Source organism: Arthrobacter sp. ok362, from assembly GCF_900102785.1.
In the GTDB taxonomy this organism is placed as follows: Bacteria; Actinomycetota; Actinomycetes; order Actinomycetales; family Micrococcaceae; genus Arthrobacter.
Genome location: NZ_FNGC01000003.1, coordinates 139,832 through 164,344 on the forward strand (window position 1 = coordinate 139,832; position 24,513 = coordinate 164,344).

Consider the following 24,513-nt stretch of genomic DNA (forward strand, 5'->3'; position numbering starts at 1 on the left):
TCACGTGGCATCACTTATCGAAAAACTTCTCCGCACGGGTGACAAAAAAACCCTGCGGCAACTGCGGAACTATGCCGACTCCATTAATGCCCTGGAGAGCTCCTTCCAGACCTTCACGGATGCCGAGCTCCGTGAAGAAACCGACCGTCTGCGCGAGCGCCACCGGGACGGCGAGAAGCTGGACGATCTGCTGCCCGAAGCCTTCGCGGCCGTCCGCGAAGCCTCCTCCCGTACCCTCGGCATGCGCCACTTCGATGTCCAGCTCATGGGCGGTGCCGCCCTGCACCTGGGCAACATCGCCGAGATGAAGACCGGTGAAGGCAAGACCCTGGTGGCCACCGCTCCGGCCTACCTCAATGCCCTCACCGGCAAGGGCGTCCATGTTGTCACCGTGAATGACTACCTTGCCGAATACCAGTCCGACCTCATGGGCCGCGTCTACCGCTTCCTCGGCCTGAGCAGCGGCTGCATCCTGTCCAACCAGGACCCTGCGCTGCGCCGCGAGCAGTATGCCGCGGACATTACGTACGGCACCAACAACGAATTCGGCTTCGACTATCTGCGCGACAACATGGCGTGGGATAGCTCGGAACTCGTCCAGCGCGGCCACCACTTCGCCGTCGTCGATGAAGTGGACTCCATCCTCATCGACGAGGCCCGCACCCCGCTCATCATCTCCGGTCCGGCCCAGGGCGACACCAACCGCTGGTACAGCGAATTCGCCAAGGTGGTCACGCGCCTGCACGCCGAGACTGACTACGAGGTCGATGAGAAGAAGCGCACCGTCGGTGTCCTCGAGGCCGGTATTGAAAAAGTCGAGGACTACCTCGGCATCCACAACCTTTACGAGTCCGCCAACACGCCCCTGATCGGCTTCCTGAACAACGCCATTAAGGCCAAGGAGCTGTTCAAGCGCGACAAGGACTACGTCATCCTCGACGGCGAGGTGCTGATCGTCGATGAGCACACCGGCCGCATCCTCGCCGGCCGCCGCTACAACGAGGGCATGCACCAGGCCATCGAAGCCAAGGAAGGCGTCGAGATCAAGGCCGAGAACCAGACGCTCGCCACCGTCACGCTGCAGAACTACTTCCGCATGTACGACAAGCTTGCAGGCATGACCGGCACGGCCGAGACCGAGGCCGCCGAGTTCATGAGCACCTACAAGCTCGGCGTCGTTGCCATCCCCACCAACCGCGACATGACCCGGATCGACCAGGCCGACCTCGTCTACAAGAACGAGACCGTCAAGTTCGACGCCGTAGTCAAGGACATCGCCGACCGCCACCAAAATGGCCAGCCGGTCCTCGTCGGCACCACCAGCGTCGAGAAGAGCGAATACCTCTCCCGGCTGCTGGCCAAGGAAGGCGTCCGGCACGAAGTCCTGAACGCCAAGAACCATGCCCGGGAAGCCTCCATTGTCGCCCAGGCCGGCCGCAAGGGCGCCGTCACCGTCGCGACCAACATGGCCGGCCGCGGCACCGACATCATGCTCGGCGGCAATGCCGAGTTCACCGCCGTCGCCGAACTGGCCAAGCGGGGCCTGGACCCGGAGGAAAACTCCGAGGAGTACGAGGCCGCATGGCCCGAAGCGTTCGAGTCTGCCAAGCAGGCCGTCAAGGACGAGCACGAGGAAGTCCTGGACCTGGGCGGACTCTATGTGCTCGGCACGGAACGGCATGAGTCCCGCCGCATCGACAACCAGCTCCGCGGCCGTTCCGGACGCCAGGGCGACCCCGGCGAATCCCGGTTCTACCTCTCGCTGACCGATGACCTGATGCGCCTGTTCAACTCCGGCGCGGCCGAACGGCTCATGAATAGCTCGGTGCCGGACGACGTCGCCCTCGAATCCAAGCTCGTCTCCCGCGCCATCGCCTCGGCCCAGGGCCAGGTGGAGGGCCGCAACGCCGAACAGCGCAAAAACGTGCTGAAGTACGACGACGTTCTGAACCGCCAGCGTGAGGCAATCTACGGTGACCGGCGCCGCATCCTCGAAGGCGATGACCTCCACGAGAAGGTCCAGTACTTCCTGGAAGACACCATCAACGCTTTCATCGACGAGGCCACGGCCGAGGGCACCGGGGATGACTGGGACTTCAACCTCCTGTGGTCCAATCTCAAGACCCTGTACCCCGTGAGCTTCACCCCGCGCGACGTCATTGACGAGGCCGGCGGCAAGTCCCGGATCACAGTCGACTTCCTCCGGGAAGAGATCCTCTCCGATGCCCGTCTGGTCTACCAGGCCAGGGAGCAGGCGATCGGCTCCGAGAGTATGCGCGAACTGGAGCGCCGCGTGGTCCTGTCCGTCATCGGGCGGAAGTGGCAGGAACACCTCTACGAGATGGACTACCTCAAGGAGGGCATCGGGCTGCGCGCCATGGCCCAGCGCGACCCCCTGGTGGAATACCAGCGCGAAGGCTTCATCATGTTCCAGGCCATGATGGAGGCCATCCGCGAGGAGAGCGTCGGCTTCCTGTTCAACCTCGACGTCGAAGTGACACCCGCCGAGGACGTTGTGGTGGCGGACGCCGAGGGCCAGCACACCGAACACCACGAGCCGCAGATCCGTGCCGCCGGACTCCAGGCCCCCGAGAAGCCCGCGCAGCTGCAGTACACCGCCCCTGGCGAAGACGGTGCCGCCCAGACCCGGATCGAGGCGAAGGGCAGCGGACGCTCAGGAAACCCGGCCAAGGCCGCGGCGCAGGACATCGGCCGCCGCACTGCGAAGAAGAAGCGGCGCTAGGCACGACGAGAACGTAGCGGAGGACCGGAGCAATCGCTCCGGTCCTCCCGTGTTTTGCGCCTCCTTTCCCTGACAGGCCGGCCCCGGTTCCTGCAGGTTCCTGCCTGTTCCTGCCTGCTTCTGCTCGTTTCTGCCTGCGGCCCCGCCGTTCAGCCGATCTCCAGCACGGTGACGCGCCAGGCCGCTGTGCCGCGCTCCAGCCGCAGCGCGACCGCGCGGACCCGCGATTCCTCGACCACCACCGCGCTGGCCTCGTAAACGTCATCCGATACGCGGCAGGCCCGGACGGACCGGACGGACGGGTTGCGGTGCAGGCGGCCCGCCGTTGGCGAGCTGCCGGAGGCAACCCGGCGGGTCAGTGCGGCACGGTGCTGCAGGGCCGCCAGGCAGCGCGGGTCCAGGCGGCGGGAGAGCTGCTGTGCGGGCCGTGTTCCGGCCAGCACTTCGATGGCCGCCTGCACGGTGCTGCGGGAAATCGCACAAATCTCGCGGGCCTCGTCAACGACGCGCAGGGGCGGCGGGGCCGCTGCCGCGTGCACGGCCGGTGTTGCCGTGCCGGACACAACCCGGAGGGTGGGGGCGTGCGGGGCTGGGGGCGCCGCAGCTGAGCGGATCCCGGTTACTGCATTCATGACGGTTCCTTTGCAGATGGCTGATGGCTGGTGCTTGTGGGGTCGTGGTGCTTGCGGGGGAGAGGGCGGGGCTGGTGCTGGATGAACTTCCGCTGGCCCTGGTTGTGGTCATGGCCGGGGCCCTGGCCCAGACCGTGGTGCGGCGGGTCCCGAGTTTGGCGGCGGGAGGACGAGGACTTGTCCGGGCCGCAGGAAGTGCGGGTTAGCTCCGATGGTGTCGCGGTTCCCCGCATACAGCCGGGGCCACTCTCTGGCGATGTCGGCGTCGGACGCGAAGGGCCCCAGCGTCGCCGCCGCAATGCTCCACAGCGAATCACCGGACCGGACCGTGACCTCTCTGCCGCCGCCGGGTGTGTCCTGCGCGCGTGCATGGCGTGCGGCCAGGGGGCCGGCGTCCACGACCGGACTCACTGGCTTCCAGCGCGGATCTACCGCGGAACCGGCGGCCGGATCTTGCGGGCCCGGCGCCGGGGCCTGCCCGGGTGGCGGTGTCCACGATGCCGACACCGCTGCGTGGCCAGGCCGGCCCGGACCGGGCCCGTCGGGCGTAGTCGCCGCGGTGGCCAGCGGCGCTGTCAGCAGCTGCAGGCCGACGGCGGCGAGAACCAGCCGTCGCATGAACGCCGGACTGAACCGGCCCGTGGCGGCCGCCGCGCGGGTCCTGCCAAGACGGTCAAGCAGGGCTGCCGCGACGGCGATGGCGAGGGACATCACCCACCAGGTGATGACGATTAGTCCGGCGGTATTTGCCACGATCCCCAGCTGGTCCTCGAAGGAAAGTGACTGCCGGCGTGCCGAGCCTGACTGCCAGCGATGGACGAGGAAGCCTCCGGTAGCCACGAGGAAGATTCCCAGCAGCAGGATGACGGTGGCCATGGCCGCGTCGGCCCGAACCGCCTGCCTGGGCGAGGGCAAGGGCGACGGGTGGGTGCGGGGTTGCGGTGCTGCTGTCCGGTCCATGGCTGCTTCCTCCATTCGGTTTCGGTCCTGTTTAATGTCGTTTGATGTCGTTTGATAATGTTTAAGGCTGTTGAACGAAGTGTGGGCCTGTAAGAATCAGTTTGTCTAGGGGCAGTTCTATCCCTGTGGATTGCCGGTGCCTGTGGATTGACCGGTGCGGGAGGCGCGCCTACGCTGGCGCCATGCGGTGGGACGCCCTCTTTGACGATATGGAGGCGCAGCTGGCGGCGCGCCAGCGGCTGGATTTTGAGGCAGAAATAGCGGAGCGTGCACTGGTGGATTCCGCGGGCGTGAAACTCGCGGACCGGCTCCGCGGGTCGCTCGGGCTCAGCATCCGCGTGCAGCTGTCCTCGGGGCAGGCGTTCGAGGGGGTGCTGAGCCACGCGGGCAGCGAGGCCCTGGTCCTTGATGAGCCCCAACACCAGGTGTTGATTCCCTATGCCGCGGCCGCGCAGTATGTGGGTCTTTCGCGGGTGGCGGTCGCCGAACCGTCAACCGTCCGCCGGCGGCTGGGTTTGGGCAGCGCTCTCCGGGGACTCGCCAGGAACCGGGCGCGGGTGGCGATATGTCTCTCGCACGGGAGGGCCGAGTCCGCGCTCCACGGCGTCATTGACACGGTCGGCCGGGATTTCCTGGATCTGGCCGTGACGCCGGAGGGCGAGGACCGGCGTCCGGCGGACAAGCGGCAGGTGGTGGCTATTCCTTTTGGCGCCCTGGCGGGCATCAGATCCGTCGGTGCCGCGGGCGGCTAGTCAGAACGCCCAGTTCAACTTCCGGCAGACTTCGACTTGGCCTCTTCGATCATGCGGCTGGCCTCGGCGTAGCGTTCCTGAATGTACTGCTCGAGCATCTTCTCCTCGACACGCCACTGGCCGCGCCCGCCCACCTGGATCGCCTTGAGCTCGCCGCTGCGAACGAGCGCGTAGGCGGCCGGAGAGTTGATCTGGAGCTGCTCGGCAACGTCAGCGAGGGTCAGGAATCGAGGCATGAGTCCATTTTGCCACCGTTGATGCCTACTGGTGCGGTTATCCACAGTTTGCGCCTGTTTGGCCCTGGATCTTCCACCCGGGCGGTCCGGGCGCAACAATAGGGGTGCCCGGCATCCCGGGAAAGAACGGCGACGACAGGGGAGCGGACGCATGAGTGCAAGCGCGGCAGCCGAAGGGGCGCGTTTGAAAAAGCCGTCCTGGAAAGACCCCCGGCTCCTCGTCGGAATCCTGCTGGTCCTTGCATCCGTGGTGGGCGTGGTCTCACTCGTCGGTGCCGCGGACCAGACCACCGAAGCGTACGCGGCACGGGAGCCGATCGCCGTCGGCGAGACGCTGACCGTCGACAAGCTGCACCGGGTCAAGGTACGGCTCGGCGAGGTGGAACAGCACTACCTGACCCCGGAATCCGGCCTGGACGCCGGCCTCGTGGCCGTGCAGAGGATCGGCAAGGACCAGCTGCTGCCGCGCGAGAGTGTCGGCCAGCTCGATGGGCTGGACCGCAAGCCCGTCGCCGTCACCGTCGAGGAAAACCTTCCCGCGCAGGCCGTCGCGGGCTCCCGCGTGGACGTGTGGGTGGCGCTGCCGGATACCCGCAACGGCTTCAGCGAGCCCACGCTGCTCCTCTCCGGCGCCGAAATTGCCCAGATCACCCCGGGCAGCACTGCCCTGGGGTCCTCCCGGTCGACGGTGGTCATGGTGCTCGTCCCGGACGCCCAGATGCCGAAGCTGTTGGGAGCCCAGGCCAACAAGGCAAAGATTGCGGTCGTGTGGAACCCGGCCGGTACCGCGCGATGAGCATTCCGGTGGTGACGGTGGGGGACTCCCGTGATGACCTGGTGGGCGGCCTCGAGCGTCTGCACGGACCTGTGTCCGTTGTACGGCGGTGCAGCGAGCTGGCGGAACTGCTGGCCGCCTGCCAGAGCGGGCTGGCCCGCGCAGCTGTCGTCGCGGCAGGCGGCGAAGAGCTGACGGCCTCGCTGGTGGACCGGCTGTCCGCCGTCGGCGTCGTCGTCATCGCCCTGACTGATAGCCCGGAAGAAACGGCCCGCCTGCGGACCATTGGCGTGGCAGCGGAATCCCGCGCTGTTGAGGCCGCTGCCCTTGCGGCGCGGATTTCCGCCGCGGTGGCACAGCTCAGTGGCACCGGGCACCGGCCGGGGCGCGCTGGGTCCGACGATGCTTCCTCCCTTGCCGCACCGGCCGTTGGTCAGGTGCCGCGGTCTTCCGGGGCAAACCCAGCCACCGCAGGAACAGCCGCGAAGGGCCGGATCATTGCGGTCTGGGGCCCGGCGGGCGCGCCGGGCCGGACCCTGGTGGCCGCCAACATCGCGGGGGAGCTGGCCGCGGAAGGGCAATCGGTGCTGCTGGTCGACGCCGACAGTTACGGGGCCAGCGTGGCCGCCCTCCTGGGTCTGCTCGACGAGGCTGCCGGGCTGGCCCAGGCCTGCCGGCTGGCAGACCAGGGACTGCTCGACGCCGATGCCCTGCTCAGGATCGCCACGACGGTGGCGACCAAGGCCGGGACGTTTCATGTGCTCACCGGGATCACGCGCGCGGACCGCTGGACGGAACTGCGCGCCGCAGCGCTCACGCTGGTGTTGGAGCGGGCCCGGGAGATCGCAGATGTCACTGTGGTGGACACCGGCTTCTGCCTTGAAGCCGATGACGAGCTTGGCTTTGACAGCGGCGCGCCGCGCCGCAACGCCGCGACCTTGAGGAGCCTGGAGCTGGCCGACACAGTCTTTGCCGTCGGGGCGGCCGACTCCATCGGCGTGCCGAGGCTGGTCCGCGGCCTGGCCGAGCTCCGGACGGCCGTCCCGCAGGCAGCGCCCCAAGTGGTCATGAACAAAGTCAGGACCTCCGCCGTTGGGCGGTCGCCCGAGCGCCAACTCCGGGCTGCGTGGGAGCGGTACGGCCCCTCGGCGCCGTTGACGGCGTTCCTGCCGTCCGATCCCGCGGCGAGCGACGCAGCCCTGCTATCCGGGGCACTATTGCTCGAATCCGCACCCGAATCGGAGCTGCGGCGTTCGATCGCCGCACTGGTTTGTGCACCTGCCCAGCGAAACAAGAAATCCTTTGTCTTTTCTTCCACAGCAGAGCGCCGGGCAAAGGGTTAGGGTCAACATATGGGCCGCAAAGAGGCGGCTGTGAACTTCTTTTATGGAGGCGTTTCGATGTCGTCTGGGTCCAGTGTGGAGGATCAGCCCGTTTCGATCGGGAGTAGCGAAGGCTACCTCGGGGATTACTACGAGCACCTCGCGGAGGAGGATTTCCGGGCCTATCCCCAGGAAGTCCTGACGGCCAGGGCCGACACCCACCGCCAAATCGCGGCGACGCGGCTGCCAGGCATCGCGAACATTGTCCTCCGTGACGAGGCCGATTGCAGTGTCCTGTACATCGTCACCGATGACATGCCCTTCCTCGTGGACTCAGTCAACGCCGAACTGGTCCGCCAGAAAGCGCCCATCCACCTCGTACTGCACCCGCTTTTCGTGGTGACCCGCAACCGCGAGACCGGCCAGCTGGCCAAGGTGGCGCGCGTACCCTCCCACCTGGGCATCTCCAGCGGCGACACGGCAGCCATGCCGAACCTCTCCCACCTGATCGCCGAGGGTGACAACGCCTCGCACATGGAATCCTGGATCGCCGTCGAAATCGACCTCGTGGGCGAGGACAAGCGCGCGGAGCTGGTCAAGGGGATTTCCCGGGTGCTCGGCGACGTCCGCGCCGCCGTCGAAGACTGGCCGAAGATGCGCACGAAGGCCCTTGAGATCTCCGCGGATTTGGACAGGGTGGCCAACCGGGCCCAGATTGCGGAGCTGCGGCAGGCCCAGGCTCTGCTCCGCTGGCTCGATGACGGGAACTTCACTTTCCTGGGCTACCGCGAATACGATCTCGTGAACGTATCCGGCGAGGATGTGCTGGAACTGCGCGAGGAAAGCGGCCTCGGCCTGCTCCGCGCCGGCGCGGACAGCCGCCAGGTCCAGCACCTCACCGAGGCCGGCAGGAAGAAGGCACGCGAGAAGCGCGCCCTCGTGATCACGAAGGCGAACTCGCGCTCCACCGTGCACCGCTCGGCGTACCTGGATTACATCGGCGTCAAGAGCTTCGACGCCGCCGGTAACGTCAACGGGGAACGCCGCTTCATCGGCCTCTTCGCCACGACCGCCTACGCCGGTTCCGTCCGCGATATCCCCGTGGTCCGGGAAAAAGTGGCTGCTGTCCTCCACGACGCCGGTTTCCCGCCGGACTCGCACTCGGGCAAGGACCTCTTGGGCATCCTCGAGACCTACCCGCGCGATGAGCTCTTCCAGATTGAGATCCCCGACCTCGCCGCCATCGCCACCGGCATCCAGCGGCTGCAGGAACGCCGCCGGACGCGGCTCTTCCTCCGCCCCGACATCTACGGCCGGTTCATGTCCGCCGTCGTCTACCTGCCGCGCGACCGCTACACCACCAACGTCCGCCTGCGCATTGAGCAGGAACTGCGGGAAACCTTCAACGCCGTGTCCATCGACTACGAGGCGCGCATGACGGAGTCCGCCCTGGCCCGCCTCTTCTTCCGGATCCGGCTGCCCAAGGACGCCGATGTCAGCAACGTCAACAGCGACGAACTGGAGAAGCGCCTGGTCCGGGCCGCCCGCTCCTGGGGCGAAGGCATTTCCGAAGTTCTGCGCGCCCGCGGCGACGGCGGGGGCGCGGGCCTCAGGGAGGACGGCGCCAAGGAACTGGCAGCCGTCTGGGCGGAAGCGTTCCCGGCCAGCTACCGCGTGGACTACGAGATCGAAGACGCGCTGCAGGACATCGACCGCTTCGAAAAGTACGGTGCCGCGGCCGAACGGGCCGGCGAAGGCGTCAAGGAGCAGCCCGGCGTCCACGTCTACCTGCCCGAAGGCGCCGGAGCCACGCTGGAAGAGGACGCCCGCGTCAAGCTCTACATGCTGGAGCCGAAGAGCCTGAGCCAGATCCTGCCGTACTTCCATAACCTTGGCCTCGAGGTCCTGGACGAGCGTCCGTTCGAGATCGAGACCGCGGATCAGCGGGACTTTTTCCTCTACGACCTCGGCCTCAAGTACCCCGCCGGCGTGGATCCACAGGCCACCGGCCAGCTGCTGGGCGAGTCCTTCGGCGCTGCCGTGACCGGCGCCGTGGAGTCCGACAGCTTCGACCGGCTGGTGCTGCGGGAGGGCATGCACTGGCGCCAGGTGGTCGTACTGCGCGCTTACGCCAAATACATGCGGCAAATGGGCAACACCAACTCCTTCGGATTCCTGGCGGACACCCTGCTGGCGAACGCGGATGTCACGCGGGGACTCAGCGCCCTGTTCGCGGCACGCTTTGACCCGGCACTCAGCGACACCGATCGCGTGCTCAGGGAGGTCGAGGTCCTCGCCGGACTGGATGCAGCGATCGAGCAGGTCGCGACCCTCGACGCCGACCGGTTGCTGCGCACGTTCAAGAACCTGATCCAGGCCACGCTCCGGACGAACTACTACCAGAACAAGGCCCACCTGAGCTTCAAACTGGATCCGTCCAGCATCGCGGGCCTGCCGTTCCCGCGGCCCATGTTCGAGATCTGGGTCTACTCGCCGCGTGTCGAGGGCGTGCACCTGCGCTTCGGCAAGGTTGCCCGCGGCGGCCTGCGCTGGTCGGACCGGCGCGAGGACTTCCGCACCGAAATCCTCGGCCTGGTGAAGGCGCAGACCGTCAAGAACGCCGTCATTGTCCCGACGGGCGCCAAGGGCGGCTTCTACGCCAAGCAACTCCCGGACCCCGCGGCCGACCGCAGCGCCTGGATGGCCGAGGGCGTCGAGAGCTACAAGACGTTCATCCGCGGACTGCTGGACATTACGGACAACCTGATCGTGACGGCCGAGGGCGAAACCGTCAGGCCCCCGGCCGACGTCGTGCGCCATGACGACGACGACTCCTACCTCGTGGTCGCGGCCGACAAGGGCACGGCGTCCTTCTCCGACATCGCTAACGGGCTGGCCGGCGAATACGGCTTCTGGCTCGGCGATGCCTTCGCCTCCGGCGGCTCCGTCGGCTATGACCACAAGGCCATGGGCATCACCGCCCGCGGCGCCTGGGAATCGGTCAAGCGCCACTTCAGCGAGCTGGACCTCGACACCCAGGCGGAGCCCTTCACCGTAGTGGGCGTCGGCGACATGTCCGGTGACGTGTTCGGCAACGGCATGCTGCTCTCCAAGCACATCCGCCTGCTGGCCGCCTTCGATCACCGGCACATCTTCCTGGACCCCACTCCGGACGAGGCAACGTCCTACGCGGAGCGCCAGCGGCTCTTCGAACTGCCCCGGTCCTCGTGGGATGACTACAACAAGTCACTCATCAGCGAAGGCGGTGGCGTCTTTGCCCGGCAGGCCAAATCGATCCCCGTGTCCGCGCAGGTCCGCGCCGCCCTCGGCCTCCCGGAGGGCACCACGGAGCTGAGCCCGCCGGACCTCCTGCGCGCCATCCTCCTCGCCCCGGCGGACCTGCTCTACAACGGCGGGATCGGCACCTACGTCAAGGCCAGCACCGAAACGAATGCCGAGGTTGGCGACAAAGCAAACGACGCCATCCGCGTGGACGGCCGCGACCTGCGGGTCAAGGTGGTCGGTGAAGGCGGAAACCTGGGGATGACCCAGCGCGGACGCATCGAGGCGGCGCTGCAGGGCGTCATCCTCAACACGGATGCGATCGACAACTCGGCCGGTGTGGACTGCTCGGACCACGAGGTCAACATCAAGATCTTCGTGGACCGGATGGTGGCCGCAGGCAAGCTTGAGCCCGCTGAGCGTGCGGACTTCCTAGCCTCGATGACCGACGAGGTCGGCCGGCTGGTGCTCGAGGACAACATCGACCAGAACATTCTGCTCCTCAACGACCGGATGCGGGTCTCCGAATGGAGCCCCAGCTACGAACGGCTCATGGACTGGCTGGAAAAGTCGGCGGACCTCAAGCGGGACCTTGAGGCGTTGCCCACCACGGCCACGCTGCGCGAGCGCCTGGAACAGGGCCAGGGGTTGACCTCCCCGGAGCTTTCGGTCCTGGCCGCCTACGCCAAGATCGAACTTGCCAGCGCGCTGCGCGACAGCGACCTCGCCGATGACCCGTGGTTCCGCACGACGCTGCGGACCTACTTCCCGGAGCAACTGCGGGAGAGGTTCGACGCCGAACTGGACACCCACCCGCTGCGCCGCGAAATCATCGCGACCGTGGTTGCCAACGACATGATCAACCTCGGCGGCATCACCTTCGCGTTCCGCGCCATTGAGGAAACCTCGGCCACGGAATCGGCCGTCGCCAAGGCGTTCGTGGCACTCCGCGAGGTCTACGAGCTGGACATCATGGTCAAGGAACTCAACGAACTGCCGGCGTCGTTCCCGACCGAACACTGGAGCACCGTCCACCTGGACATCCGACGGCTGCTGGACCGCGCCGTCCGGTGGCTCCTCAGCCAGGGCACTGCGTCCCGTCCCATCGCCGAGATCGTCGCCGAATTCAAGCCGCTCATGGATCCCATGCGGGCCCGGTTGCTGGACTACCTCCGGGGCGACGACCGCGCCCGCGTGGCCGAATGGCTGGAGAAAGCGCGCAGCTGGGACCTTCCGGAAGACCTGGCACACCGCTGGGCGGAACTGTTCGAGAGCTTCGTGCTCCTCGATATCGCCAGGATCGTCCATGTCAGCAAGGAATCCGCGGCCGATATTGCCCACGTTTACTACACGGTCTTCAACCGCTTCCATGCAGATTCCCTCCTCGAACGCATCACCAAGCTGCCGAGGGCGGACCGCTGGCAGGCACTGGCCCGTGCAGCCCTGCGCGATGACCTCTACTCCACCGTCTCGGACATGACGACGGCGGTGCTGGAGAGCACTCCGGCCGGGACTCCGGCTGAAGAGCGGCTGGTGGCCTGGGAGGGCCAGAACGCGGAGCAGCTGGGCCGGGCGGAGTCCATGTTTGACGAGGTCAATGCCCTCGAGGCCGATGACATGGCCTCACTGTCGGTAGCATTGAGGCTCTTGAGGTCAATCGTCCGACGCTAGGGGCTGCCGTCCCTGGTGTCGCAAATGGAGGTGCTGTGGCAATCTTTACGGACCCAATCAGGGAACATGCTGATTTTGGCCCGGGGGACGCCGAATGGCTACACCTCCTGGTCGGCGACTGGCAGATGGTCGCTGACCTCGCGTTCGCCGACCTCGCCCTGTGGTTTCCGCATCCTGAGTTCGGCTACGTGGCACTCGCCCACGTCCGCCCCTCCACCACGCACACGGTGTTCCATGCCGACTTCGTGGGGGAGGGGATCAGGTCGGACCTGCGGCCGCTGGTCGACAAGGCGTGGGAGAGCCGTGCGATCGAGCGCTCCAACGAGACCAACTGGAGCAGCGATATGGCCCTGCGGGTCGAGGCGGTCCCGATGGTCCGCAACGGCCGCACCCTGGCGGTCGTCACCTCCCACATGGACCTCTCCAGTTCACGGATGCCCTCCCGGCTCGAGCTCACCTACCGGCAGTGCGCCTACGATCTGCTGCGCATGGGAACCCTGGGGCTGTGGCCGGACTTCGCATCGCCCACAGGCTCGCGGCGCGGCGCTCCGCGTGTGGGCGACGGCCTGATCAGGCTCGACGCCGAGGGGATCGTCCAGTACGCCAGCCCCAACGGGGTCTCTGCATTCCGCCGCCTCGGCGACGGCGAGTCCCTCGAAGGCCGGTCCCTCGCCGAGGTGACGGCGGGGCTTTTGCGGGACCGGCGCTTGGTCGATGAAACACTGCCGCTCGTCGTCACGGGCCGCATGCCGTGGCGCAGTGAAGTCGAGTCACGGGGCGTTAGTCTTTCGCTGCGCGCGATCCCGCTGCGCGACGAGCAGCAGCGGTTCGGTGCCTTGGTCCTGTGCCGGGACGTCTCGGAGCTGCGTCGCCGGGAGATGGAACTGGTCACGAAGGACGCCACCATCCGCGAGATCCATCACCGCGTGAAGAACAACCTGCAGACCGTCGCGGCCCTTTTGCGGATGCAGTCACGGCGCATGGTCAGCGACGAGGCCAAGCAGGGGCTCGAGCAGGCCATGCGGCGGGTGGCGACCATTGCCCTGGTGCATGAGACGCTCTCGCAGGGCCTGACCCAGAGCGTTGATTTCGACGAACTCATCGGCCGCCAGTTCCGCCTCTCGGCCGAGGTTGCCTCGCCCTCGCAGCAGGTCAAGACCCAGCGTTCGGGCCTCTTCGGGGAACTGCCGAGCGACTTCGCCACCCCGTTGGCCCTCGTCATCAACGAGCTGGTCACGAACGCCGTCGAGCACGGGCTGGAGGGGAGGACCGGTACAGTCTGGCTGGTCGCCGATCGCTCGGAGACCGAGGACGGGGATGAACTTCTCACCGTGACGGTGGAGGACGACGGCGTCGGGTTGCCGGCCACGCCGTATGTCGAGGGCCTTGGCCTGCAAATTGTCCGCACGCTGGTCACGAGTGAACTTGGCGGGACCATCCACTGGCAGGCCAGGGACGGCGGGGGAACCGCAGTCCAGATTGTCCTGAGCCTCTCGACGCGCTGAGGTTGCTCGCAGTGAGATGCCTCGGATTGCCCGGCCAAGTATCACCGCCTGATGCGCCCGCGACTCGGGCGGCTAGGCGGGCCGGGCGGCTGATGCGCCCGGCGGCTTAAACGGGCAATGGCCGCGGACCTGGGGGTCCGCGGCCATTGCTGCAGGGTCGTGCGGTGGCTGCCGGCACTGTAGCTGCCAGTGCTTGGGCAGCAGAATCAGGAAGCGCGCCGTGCCCGTGCAGCGCGGCGCTTCAGGGCGCGACGCTCGTCCTCGCTCATGCCGCCCCACACTCCGGCGTCTTGGCCGGATTCCAAAGCCCATTGCAGGCAGGTGTCCACAACGGGGCAGCGGCGGCAAACACTTTTCGCTTCCTCGATCTGCAGGAGGGCAGGGCCCGTGTTTCCAACGGGGAAGAACAGCTCCGGGTCCTTGTCAAGGCAGGCTGCGCGGTTACGCCAATCCATGCTGATCAGTCACTCCATTCCTGGGAACGCGTTAAATGCCTTTGTGAATTTATTCACTAGAGGCTTCATAAGAAAAGGGCCCATGGGGGCCCCCTCGGTCATCTGGATTAAGCGTGTCATGTTAACGCTGTGTAAACAAGGGGTAATAGAGGGCGAGATGCCTAGAGACCGTGAGCGATGCATCACATTCAGTGGCGGCGTCCTCACATCTAGACGACTATGTCCGGTAGTGTGCCAGTGTGTCAAGGCCCCCTGTGAACCCTGAAGACCCCCGTGAAAACCCCGGTGAAAATCCCCGCGAAGGCCCCGGTGAAAATCCCCGCGGGAATGACGGCGAGCACCCCGGCGAAGATTCGCTCCGGAATCCGGACGCAACCGCTCCCGGAGCCGCCGCCGGAAACCCTGTGCGGCCAAGGGGAATAGTTGTCATCGCCGTCGTCGTCGCGCTGGAGGCCACTGCGCTGCTCGTGGCCGGCGGCTGGTACGGGACCCAGCTCCTGACCGGAGCGCCGGTGCTCTCCTTCTGGGGCGCCGTCTTCACGCTTTTCCTGCTGCTGGCGTTCTCCGCATGGCTCTTTGCCGTGGCACGCTTCCTGCTGCGAGGGTTCCGTTGGCCGCGGGCCGGTGCCCTGGTGGCCCAGTTCTTCGTGCTGACCATTGGCTTCCCGACCCTGACCGGTGGCTATCCGCTGGCCGGACTGGCCATGCTGATCCCCGCCGTGACAACGATCGTGCTCCTGTTCGACAAGCGGGTCATAGCGTTCGCCTCACGGGCTGCCGGAGCCCCGCCCGCCCTTTAAAGGGCCGTCCCGAGCGGCGTGCTGCGCAGCGGAGATCCGGACCTGCCCGCCGGCAGGCGGGACCGGAACGAGCTGGGCGGCAGGGCCAGGCGCCGCCAGCTGGACTGGCGTCGCACGGCCTTCGGAAATGACGACTGCGCGTCCCGGCGGAGGACCGTGCTCCGTTTCGAACCGGACCCCGAACGGCTCGCCGTCCATGAGCCCCCGCGGGCGAATCAGGACCGCCTGTCCCTGGCTGCGCGCGATGGCAGCCAGATCCACCCGCTGCCCAAAGGCCGGGCCAAATCCCGCGGTGAGGATCACCCTCCAGCCAAGGCTGTTTAGGGCCGCCAGGGCGCTGTTGGCTTCGCGTGCGAGCAGGTCAGCGTCGTCTGCGAGCGCAATCGCTGTCCGGTCCAGGGTGCCCGCGAGGGCGCTGGCGTGGAGCCCGGACCAGTACTGGCCGGGATCGGTTCCCGGCTGCGGCGCGAGCCAGGCACAGGTCGGGTTCATTCCCGGGAGCGCGGCCAGCAGCGTGCTTTTTCCGGCGCCGGGGCCGCCGAGGACCGCGAGGACGCCGCCGGCCGGCAACCGAATCCCGTGCGGCCGGAGTTCGTCTCCGCCGACCCCGAGAAGGAGTGCGGCCGCCGGGACCGGGAGGTGCGCGGCGGCCGGGATGGCTGCGGGCAATCGGGCGGGCGGCGGGATCCTTTGCCCCGGCCCCGGGTTGCCGCATTGGGCCAGCACCTCGTCCACGGTCACCAATACAGGCAGCGCGTCCACCCGGAAGGGCCTCGTCGTGACGGCTCCACCTGCGGAGTGCCGCCCGCCCACGACCATTGGTTCGAAGAGTTGGGCCGCGTGCCCGGTCGCCAAACGAGCTGGCACAAAGGCGCCGAACACGGCCACGCGGCCGGCGACCGGCTCCAACGCCGGAAGTCGCGGCCACGCAAGCCGGCCCTCGTCGGTAGACCCTGCTGGAAAGAAGATCCGGTTGGGCAGCCCGGCGAAAAACCGCGCGGTCACGAGCTCACGCTCGCCAGAGACGATGACCGTAATCCCTGCCCGGGAACCGTCCCGCACAATGTCATGAACGAGGTCTTCAGCCCACGCCAGCGGCCCGGAACGGAATGCCGAAACCCAGGCGCCCCAGCCGCTGAGCACCAGGACCAGCCGGGGCCGCGGGCCGGCCGTGTGCCCACTAAGCCGCGACGTGGTTTCTTGGGCGATCCGCCGCAGCACCCTCGCGGCCCGGCGCACTTCATGCAGGCCGACCACCGTGCCGACCCGGGGCGCGGCCGCGGCGGCGCTGAACACACCGGCGGCGTCGAGTACGTACAGATGCGACTCCACCTTGGCGGTCAGGAGCTGATCGACAGCCAGGGCCAAGGCGGTATCGCCGGCGCCGGCCTCAGCGCCGACGAGGCCCAGATGCCCGTGCCCGGCAGGACTCCAGCCCAACTCCGCGACGCGTTGGAGTTCCGGCAAATCCACGCGCCCCAGCCGGACCGTGTCCCCGTCCGCGGGCCCGGGACCCGGATGGGGCAGCAGAGCCGGCAGCGGATCTGCCACCGGCCGGCGGGGCGGCCGGCCGCCGCGGTCCTGCCACAGGCCCACAGTAGTGTCGATGAGCAGGGCCGCCCCCTGTGTCGGAGTCAGGGCGGCGCCGCCGTCGTGAGCTTCACGGGCGCCGGCGTCGGCCCGGACACCGGGTACTGCCGGCGCCCGCGTCAGAAATTCCGTGACCGTGCGCACCGAGACCGCTCCATCTGTCCGTGCGGCGGTCCGGGGCGTCAGGGTGGCCGTCTGGAACTCTTCCGGGGCCTGTGCGCCGCGGATCAGGAACGCCCGCCCCGGGCGTGTGATGGGGATGGCGGCCGCGAGCCCGGAGCCCATGATGTCGAAGGATTCGGGGCCGGACTGGACCCGGAGGGCGGTGCAGGTGGTCACGTTGGCCCTGATATCGGCGTTCAGGGCTCCCTGCGGGCGCTGCGTGGCCATGATGAGATGGATCCCCAGTGACCGGCCGATGGCGGCAATCCTCATGAGCTCGGACAGTGCGCCTGGCACTTCGTCCACCAGGATCCTGAACTCGTCAACGACAATGACCAGATAGGGGACCGGCGGTCCCGCCGCCGGCGACGACTCATAGGCCGCGAGATCAGGGGCATCCACACGGGCGAGCAGTTCCTCCCTTCGCCGGACTTCGGCCCGCAAGGAAACGAGCGTGCGCTCCACCTGCGCAGCGGCCAGATCCGTCAGCATGCCGACGCAGTGCGGGAGCCCGGTCAGCGGGCCCAGGCCCGAGCCGCCCTTGAAGTCAATGAAGAGCAGGTTGACCCGGTCCGGCGGATGGCTGGCCGCGAGGCCGGCGGCAAGAGTCCGCAAGAACTCCGATTTCCCGGAACCGGTGGTTCCTGCGACCAGGAAGTGCGGGCCGTCCGCCTTCAGATCGATCCGCAGGGTCCCCAGGCTCCCCGCGCCCACTGGCGCACCCAGCCCGGCCTCCGCGCCGGCCCGGGACCAGCGCCGGGAGATGTCCGGCGCCGCGAGGGGAAGAACGTCGGCCAGGCTGCAGTGCTGCGGGATGGCCGGCGGGAGAGTCACCGCAGCGTGTGTGGCATTGAAGCCCCGGCAAAAGCGGTCGAAGACCACTGCCGGGACCAGATCCGGGACGAAGTCCATGGGCGGGGCTCCGCCGGCGATGAGCGTGCTGCGCCGGCCGAGGACAATGCCGGGGTGTTCTGCGGGACCCTGCTCCGGCGAGCACTCGATCACCCTCCACCCGTGTGCCGTGGCCAAAGTCCGGAACGCCGGCCCTGCACCGGCGATGTCCGGCCCGGGCGCGGCCCCTGACTGCCCGGGAGTGCTCCAAAAGATGAGGACTCCGCGGTCGAATCCGTCGCCCGGACCAGCCGCCTCGCCCGGACCCCCCGCCTCGCCCGGACCGCGAGTCAACCCGCCGGGACCGGCAGCCAACAGGGCCGCGGTTGTGGCGTCATTTGCGGACATTGTGACCCCGGGCAGGAAGCGCGCTGAGAACGGGACAGTGTCCGCCGGGCCGTGAAGCAGCAGGCGGGTCCGGCCGCCGAGGGGATAGGAAGCCAGTTGCAGGATGAATGAGCGCACCAGCCCGGCCACGGCGGGCGCCGGGCCGTGGATGGTCACCACCGCCGGCGCCGGGTCCAGGGTCAGGGGGACCTGGCCGAGCGGCGGTGGCCGGAAGCCGGAGTCGGGTGGTTCCAGCCGGATGTTCGCCCTCTGATCCGCCAGGCCGAGCCGCAGGCAGATGTGCCGTGGCTCTCCGTGGGGTACACGGGCCGCCGGGGATGCCCCGGCCGCGCAACCGATGGCCAGGTCCGCCGCGGAAGGAGCGGCCTGCCGGCGTCGTTCCCTGTCCTGCAGGGCGGCCTCCGCCACAGCGGCGTTGAGCTCGCGGCGCTGCCGACGGCCCGAAAGGAACGGGACGAGGACGGACACGCCAGAGACTGCGGTGAAGGCCAGGAACATCCACATGCCGGTGAGAAGCGCAAGGCCCACGCCGGCCAGAAGCGGCAGCACCGCGGCCAGCGCTGTGGCGACCCGGTGGCTTGAGGCGGCGGTGCCGCGGATGACCAGCGGCGCGCCAACACTGGAGCCTGCAAGCGCCGTGACGGAGTCCGTGGCAGCGTTGGGCACCACAAGAGGCCCGAGCCGGAGCGAGATGGTGGAGTCGCCGCAGCGGATCGAGGACGCCGTGGTCACCGGGACCATTCGCACCTTCCGGCCGTCGACGCTGGTTCCGTTCGCACTGCCGAGGTCCACGATCGTGACGTCGGAGTCCGAGACGTCCAGGCGCGCGTGCTCCCGGGAAAGTGCGGCATCCGGGATCACGATCCCGGTACCGCTGCGTCCGATCCGGAACTGCCCCCTCCGCAGCGCGACAAGCGTGCCTGCGCCGGGACCGCTGTCCACGGCGAGCAGCAACGTGGCAGTTTCCGGCCGGCCGGGCCCGGGCCGGGATGCTGCTCCCGACGTATTAGCCAGCACAGCACCTTCAGCCAGCACAGCACTTTCGACCAGCACGGCATTTTCAACCAGGACTGCACCGGGGACCAGGGGAGGCTCGCCAACAATCATGGCGGCGAGCGGGACTCCCCGGACGGACAGCCCACCGGTCCCGTAGCGCCGGGCGATGGCGGACTCTAAGTCCGCGCCCGGGCACGGTTCGGGGACCTCGACGGACAGCTCAATGAGCTGCACGTCCGGCGTCGAACCGGATGTGGGGGTGCTCTGCATGAGGGTGCTGGGTACGAGAGTGCTGGGTGCGAGAGTGCGGGGTGCGAGAGTGCAGTGGAAAATCATCCGGGGCATCCTTTCCTGCGTGGCGGCCCGGGTTCCACGTTAGGGACGCATCGGCCCGGCTGCGCCCGGAAATTGAGCCATGTGGAAAACGCTTCGGAGCGACGCGGCAACCCCCGCCATTCGTGGCTCCAGGGCCGGTGCTGGGGGTGGCGTCGGACCGTGGGGCGACCCGCGATTCGCCGATACCAGCCGCGTCTCGGGTAGGCTAGACCAGCAGACAATGCACAACATTGCGCTGCCCGCATTCGAACCAGGAGAGTTTGTGACCGCTGACCTCGTCATCGTAGGGTCGGGCTTTTTCGGCCTGACAATCGCAGAACAGGCCGCCACTGAGCTGGGCTTGAAGGTAGTCGTCATCGACCGCCGGCACCACATCGGCGGCAACGCCTACAGCGAAAAGGAAGAGCAGACCGGCATTGAGGTGCACCGCTACGGCGCCCATCTCTTCCACACGTCAAACGACCGCGTGTGGGAGTACGTGAACCGCTTCACGACGTTCACGAACTACGTCCACAAGGTCTACGGCGTCCACAAGGGCGAGGTCTACTCCCTGCCCATCAACCTGGCCACGATCAACCAATTCTTCCGGGCCAACCTCACCCCCGGGCAGGCTCAGGACCTGATCCAGGAACAGGCCGGCGAGCTGGCCGGCACTGATCCGCAGAACCTGAACGACAAGGGCATCCAGCTGATCGGCCGCCCGCTCTACGAGGCGTTCATCAAGCACTACACCGGCAAGCAGTGGCAGACGGATCCGAAGGACCTGCCCGCGAGCATCATCTCCCGCCTTCCGGTGCGCTACAACTACGACAACCGGTACTTCAACGACAAGTACGAGGGTCTTCCGACCAACGGCTACACCGCGTGGATCGAAAAGATGGCCGAGCACCCCAACATCGAGGTCCGGCTCAACACGGACTTCTTCGATGAATCACATGAGTACAGCAAGGGCAACGTAGTCGGCAACGTCCCGGTCGTCTACACCGGACCCGTCGACCGCTACTTTGACTACGCCGAAGGCGATCTGTCCTGGCGCACCATCGACTTCGAGGAAGAAGTGCTCGACGTCGGGGACTTCCAGGGCACGTCGGTGGTGAACTACAACGACGAAGACGTCGCGTACACCCGCATTATCGAGCCGCGCCACTTCCACCCGGAGCGCGACTACCAGACGGAGAAGACCGTCATCATGCGCGAGTTCTCCCGTGCCGCGGAGAAGGGCGACGAACCCTACTACCCGATCAACACGCCCACGGACCGCGATCGTCTGCTCAAATACCGCGATCTGGCCGCGGCCGAGCGGGATGTCCTCTTCGGCGGCCGTCTCGGTACCTACAAGTACCTGGACATGCACATGGCGATCGGCTCGGCCCTGACCATGTTCGACAACAAGATCCGCCCGCACTTCGAAGGCGGCGCCAAGATTGAAAGCGGGGGAGTGGACGCATGAGCGCCGCAACCGACACCCAGGTAGAGTCCGCCCAGCAGTGGGACACCCTGCAGCGGGTCATCCTGCCCAACGCCAGCCAGATGGACACGGTTCCTCTGTACATGGACATGGGCACCGCGACCGGCATCCAGCTTCCCACGGTCGGTGACCGCGGCGGAAAAAAGACTAAGCCACAGACCTACAGCAGCTCCACCAAGGAAGCCCACGTTGAAGACTTCCTGTCCCGCAGCTCCACCAAGGTCAGGTCGGGGGAGCGGGTGTCGTTCGGCAGCTACTTCAACGCTTTTCCGGCGAGCTACTGGCGGCGCTGGACGACAGTGGACAAGGTCCGGCTTCAGGTACGCACCCAGGGTGTCGGATCGGTCATCGTCTACAAGTCCAACGCCCGCGGATCCCTGCAGCGTGTCGACACACGGCGCGTCGAAGGCGCGGCGGAGAACACCTTCGAGCTGTCCCTGGCGCCCTTCGGCGACGGCGGCTGGTACTGGTTCGACCTTGTGGCCGGCTCCGAACCGCTGGTGATGGTCGACGCCGAATGGCAGGGCGCCGCTGTTGACAGCACGCCCGGTTCGGTCACCCTGCAGATCACGACACTGAACAAGACGGACTTCTGCCTCAACAATCTCCGGCTGCTGGCCGAGAACCCCGATGCCCTGAAACATGTCCAGGAGATCCTGCTGGTTGACCAGGGCACCCAGAAGGTCCAGGACGCAGACGGTTTCGCCGACGTTCGGGATTCGCTTGGCGGCAAGCTGCGGATCATCAACCAGTCGAACCTCGGCGGCTCGGGCGGCTTTGCCCGGGGAATGTTCGAGGGAGTCGAAAACGGCAGTGACTACGTCCTGCTCATGGACGACGACATCGTGGTTGAGCCTGAAAGCATCATCCGCCTGCTTACCTTTGCGGACCGCTGCAAGACGCCCACGATTGTCGGCGGCCACATGTTCGACCTCTACAATCGCACGGTTCTCCACACTTTCGGCGAGGTGGTCAACCCTTACCGCTTCCAGCCGTCATTGCCGAGCGAGGACATGGTCCTTGGACACGATTTCCTGTCCTCGAACCTGCGCCAGACCTCCTGGCTGCACCGCCGCTGCGACGTGGACTACAACGGCTGGTGGATGTGCCTGATCCCGACCTCGGTCATCCGGGAAATCGGCCTCTCGCTGCCCCTCTTCATTAAGTGGGACGATTCGGAGTACGGACTGCGCGCCAAGGCCCACGGCTTCCCGACAGTCTCCCTGCCCGGTTCGGCCGTGTGGCATGTGTCCTGGATCGACAAGGATGACCTCGTCGGCTGGCAGGCTTACTTCCACGCACGCAACCGGATCGTGGCGGCCCTGCTCCACAGCCCCTACGAACACGGCGGCCGCGTTGTGCGCGAGTCACAGTACGCGGACATCAAGCACCTCGTGTCAATGCAGTACGCGACCGCGCACGGCCGCGGCTGGGCGCTCGAAGATGTGCTCAAGGGGCCGTCCGGCCTGCCGGAACTGCTTCCCTCGAAGCTGCCCGAAATCCGGAAGATGATGGCCGGCTACTCCGACTCGATTTTCCGCGCGGATCCGGACGAGTTCCCGACGCCCAAGATGGACAAGCCGCCGCGCCACGGGCACGGTGTGTCCCAGCCGTCCAAGATCACTCTTCTGCCCTGGGCGGCTAAGACTGTCGCACGGCAGCTTTTCCGTCCCGTGGGCAGCACGAGCGCGGAACGTCCGCAAACCAGCATTGCGCATCAGGACAACCGTTGGTGGCGGATCGCGCAGTTCGACAGCGCCGTCGTCTCCAACGCGGAAGGAACAGGTGCCTCCTGGTATAAGCGGGACCCCAAGCGCGTGAGGGAAATGCTCACCGAGAGCAGCCGCCTGCATGCCGCGCTGCTCAAGGACTGGCGGTCGCTGAGCAAGCAGTACAAGGCCGCGATGCCGGAGCTCACGTCCCTGGATTCCTGGAAGAAAATCTTCACAGAGCACACCCAGAGCGAAGTGAAATAGCGTGACAACCACGATTTCCGGGGAATTGACCCGCCCGGGTCTCGGCGGTGGATTTCGGGATCTTCGCCAGTCCAGTTTTCTGCTGAAACTGCTGGTCCGCAAGGAACTGAAGGTCCGCTACCGCGGCTCCGTCCTGGGCCTCCTCTGGTCCTATGTGAAGCCCGGTGTGCAGTTTGTCGTGTTCTACGTGGCCTTGGGCGTCTTCATGGGCCTCGAGCGCAGTGCACGCAACCCGGACGGCCTCTCGAACTATGCCGTGTATCTCTTCTCCGGAATCGTGCTGATCAACTTCTTCTCTGAAGCCCTCGGGAACTCCGCACGATCGATCGTGAACAACGGCAACCTCATCAAGAAGATCTATCTTCCCCGGGAGCTGTTTCCGGTGGCATCGGTCTGGGTGTCGGCTGTGCATTTCTTCCCCCAGCTCGTTGTCCTCGTGATCGGATGCCTCTTTGCGGGGTGGCATCCGGACATGTTCCAGCTGCTGGCCGCGGTTGGCGGATTCGCCATTGTGGGCTTCCTTGCCACCGGGCTTGGCCTGCTTTTCGGTGCCGCCAACGTGTATTTCCGTGATTCGGAAAACCTCGTTGACATGCTCCTGATGGTGGCGACCTGGGCGTCGCCCGTCATGTACTCCTGGACAATGGTGCAGGCAAAGCTGGGCCCCGTTTTCTTCGCCATCTACCAGGCAAACCCCATCACGGTGGGCGTCGAGCTGTTCCATTATGCTTTCTGGTACCCCACCACTGACGGTTCTGCCGCGATGCCGCCGAACCTGTTCAGCCTGTGGCTGCCGATCGGCCTCGTCATTTCGCTGGTGGTCCTGGTTTTGGGACAGCTAACTTTCCGGCGGCTTGAGGGCCGCTTCGCTCAGGAGCTGTAAATGGCAAGCGCGATCGAAGTTTCCAATGTCAGCAAGGAGTTCGTGCTCCGCCACACCCGTTCCATCAAGGAGGCGGTTGTGTGGCTCGTGAAGGGCCGCAAGGGTGATCTTTCCAAGAAGTTCCACGCCCTGAAGGACGTCTCCCTCATGGTGGAAACGGGGGAGACCGTGGCCCTGCTGGGCCTCAACGGCTCCGGCAAATCCACCCTGTTGAAGCACATCTCCGGCGTCATGCTCCCGGACTCCGGCAGTGTGTACACGCGCGGGCGGGTGGCTGGCCTGATCGAGGTCGGAGCGGGCTTTCATCCTGACCTGTCCGGCCGCGACAACGTGTACCTCAATGGAGCGATCCTGGGGATGACGGAGAAGCAGATCAACGAGCGATTCGACGCGATCGTGGAATTCTCCGAGATTGGCGAATTCATCGACACGGAGGTCAAGTTTTATTCATCCGGCATGTACCTGCGCCTGGCTTTTTCCGTGGCCGTTCACACCGACCCCGAGGTCTTCCTGATCGACGAAATCCTCGCCGTCGGAGATGAACCGTTCCAGCGCAAGTGCATAGCCAAGATTCAGGAACTGGCAGAAAAGGGCAAGACCCTCGTCGTCGTCAGCCACGACCTGGACCTGGTGTCCCGGATCTGTGCCCGAGGTGTCCTGCTTGAGCACGGAAATGTAATGTTTGATGGGCCGATCAGCGAGGCGGTAACCCGGCTCCGCAACTAGTCGG

The 24,513-nt window shown here is 66.6% G+C and carries 16 protein-coding genes; 11 read left to right on the forward strand and 5 right to left on the reverse strand.

Annotation, left to right across the window (positions count from 1 at the left end; translation table 11 throughout):
* The first annotated feature begins 4 nt into the window (after positions 1-4).
* Positions 5-2,743 carry a preprotein translocase subunit SecA gene (gene secA / locus BLQ10_RS05010; protein ID WP_091559138.1) on the forward strand — a complete coding sequence of 913 codons (2,739 nt, stop codon included), beginning with the start codon at positions 5-7 and terminating at the stop codon, positions 2,741-2,743.
* 149 nt (positions 2,744-2,892) lie between these two features.
* Here secA and BLQ10_RS05015 read toward each other — a convergent pair whose 3' ends face one another.
* Positions 2,893-3,375 (reverse strand): Rv3235 family protein, encoded by a 483-nt coding sequence (locus BLQ10_RS05015; protein WP_091559140.1) that lies wholly within the window; start codon positions 3,373-3,375, stop codon positions 2,893-2,895.
* A 108-nt stretch (positions 3,376-3,483) separates the two neighbouring features.
* Positions 3,484-4,335, reverse strand: a complete 852-nt coding sequence (locus tag BLQ10_RS05020; protein WP_175558476.1) for a LysM peptidoglycan-binding domain-containing protein — start codon at positions 4,333-4,335, stop codon at positions 3,484-3,486.
* A 182-nt stretch (positions 4,336-4,517) separates the two neighbouring features.
* On the opposite strand from BLQ10_RS05020, the gene BLQ10_RS05025 reads away from it, so the two are divergent.
* Positions 4,518-5,087: a hypothetical protein gene (locus BLQ10_RS05025; RefSeq protein WP_091559144.1), complete on the forward strand. Its 570-nt coding sequence runs from the start codon at positions 4,518-4,520 to the stop codon at positions 5,085-5,087.
* Positions 5,088-5,101: 14 nt separating this feature from the next.
* On the opposite strand, the gene BLQ10_RS05030 is transcribed toward BLQ10_RS05025, so the two are convergent.
* A complete protein-coding gene (locus tag BLQ10_RS05030; protein ID WP_090583666.1) occupies positions 5,102-5,323 on the reverse strand; it encodes a helix-turn-helix domain-containing protein in 222 nt (73 codons plus the stop codon).
* A gap of 151 nt (positions 5,324-5,474) precedes the next feature.
* On the opposite strand from BLQ10_RS05030, the gene BLQ10_RS05035 reads away from it, so the two are divergent.
* Genes BLQ10_RS05035 through BLQ10_RS05050 form a run of 4 tightly spaced genes read left to right on the forward strand, consistent with a single transcriptional unit; the run spans position 5,475 to position 13,878 of the window.
* The gene (locus BLQ10_RS05035) at positions 5,475-6,119 is read left to right on the forward strand and encodes a CpaB family protein (RefSeq protein WP_091559146.1); all 645 of its coding nucleotides are present in this window, start codon (positions 5,475-5,477) and stop codon (positions 6,117-6,119) included.
* A complete protein-coding gene (locus BLQ10_RS05040; protein WP_091559686.1) occupies positions 6,116-7,441 on the forward strand; it encodes a CpaE/TadZ family protein in 1,326 nt (441 codons plus the stop codon). Before BLQ10_RS05035 ends, BLQ10_RS05040 begins: the two co-directional genes overlap by 4 nt.
* 57 nt (positions 7,442-7,498) lie before the next feature.
* Positions 7,499-12,373, forward strand: a complete 4,875-nt coding sequence (locus BLQ10_RS05045; RefSeq protein ID WP_091559148.1) for an NAD-glutamate dehydrogenase — start codon at positions 7,499-7,501, stop codon at positions 12,371-12,373.
* Between the two features lie 35 nt (positions 12,374-12,408).
* Positions 12,409-13,878, forward strand: coding sequence for a sensor histidine kinase (locus tag BLQ10_RS05050; protein ID WP_091559150.1), 1,470 nt, complete (start codon positions 12,409-12,411; stop codon positions 13,876-13,878).
* A gap of 206 nt (positions 13,879-14,084) precedes the next feature.
* Here BLQ10_RS05050 and BLQ10_RS05055 read toward each other — a convergent pair whose 3' ends face one another.
* Positions 14,085-14,333, reverse strand: coding sequence for a WhiB family transcriptional regulator (locus BLQ10_RS05055; RefSeq protein ID WP_003804966.1), 249 nt, complete (start codon positions 14,331-14,333; stop codon positions 14,085-14,087).
* Positions 14,334-14,737: 404 nt separating this feature from the next.
* Here BLQ10_RS05055 and BLQ10_RS05060 point away from each other — a divergent pair, with 404 nt between their 5' ends.
* Positions 14,738-15,133 (forward strand): hypothetical protein, encoded by a 396-nt coding sequence (locus BLQ10_RS05060; RefSeq protein ID WP_091559687.1) that lies wholly within the window; start codon positions 14,738-14,740, stop codon positions 15,131-15,133.
* On the opposite strand, the gene BLQ10_RS05065 is transcribed toward BLQ10_RS05060, so the two are convergent.
* The gene (locus BLQ10_RS05065; protein WP_175558477.1) at positions 15,101-19,456 is read right to left on the reverse strand and encodes an FtsK/SpoIIIE domain-containing protein; all 4,356 of its coding nucleotides are present in this window, start codon (positions 19,454-19,456) and stop codon (positions 15,101-15,103) included. The two genes, BLQ10_RS05060 and BLQ10_RS05065, sit on opposite strands and share 33 nt — an antisense overlap.
* A 262-nt stretch (positions 19,457-19,718) precedes the next feature.
* Here BLQ10_RS05065 and glf point away from each other — a divergent pair, with 262 nt between their 5' ends.
* The 4 genes from glf to BLQ10_RS05085 are packed head-to-tail and all read left to right on the forward strand — an operon-like array spanning position 19,719 to position 24,509.
* Positions 19,719-20,906, forward strand: a complete 1,188-nt coding sequence (gene glf / locus BLQ10_RS05070; protein ID WP_091559154.1) for a UDP-galactopyranose mutase — start codon at positions 19,719-19,721, stop codon at positions 20,904-20,906.
* The gene (locus BLQ10_RS05075; protein WP_091559157.1) at positions 20,903-22,900 is read left to right on the forward strand and encodes a glycosyltransferase; all 1,998 of its coding nucleotides are present in this window, start codon (positions 20,903-20,905) and stop codon (positions 22,898-22,900) included. The genes glf and BLQ10_RS05075 overlap by 4 nt, the downstream gene beginning before the upstream one ends.
* Before the next feature lies 1 nt (position 22,901).
* Positions 22,902-23,783: an ABC transporter permease gene (locus BLQ10_RS05080; protein ID WP_091559160.1), complete on the forward strand. Its 882-nt coding sequence runs from the start codon at positions 22,902-22,904 to the stop codon at positions 23,781-23,783.
* Complete coding sequence (locus BLQ10_RS05085) at positions 23,784-24,509, forward strand: ABC transporter ATP-binding protein (RefSeq protein ID WP_091559163.1); 726 nt, start codon at positions 23,784-23,786, stop codon at positions 24,507-24,509.
* The last annotated feature ends 4 nt before the right edge of the window (positions 24,510-24,513 follow it).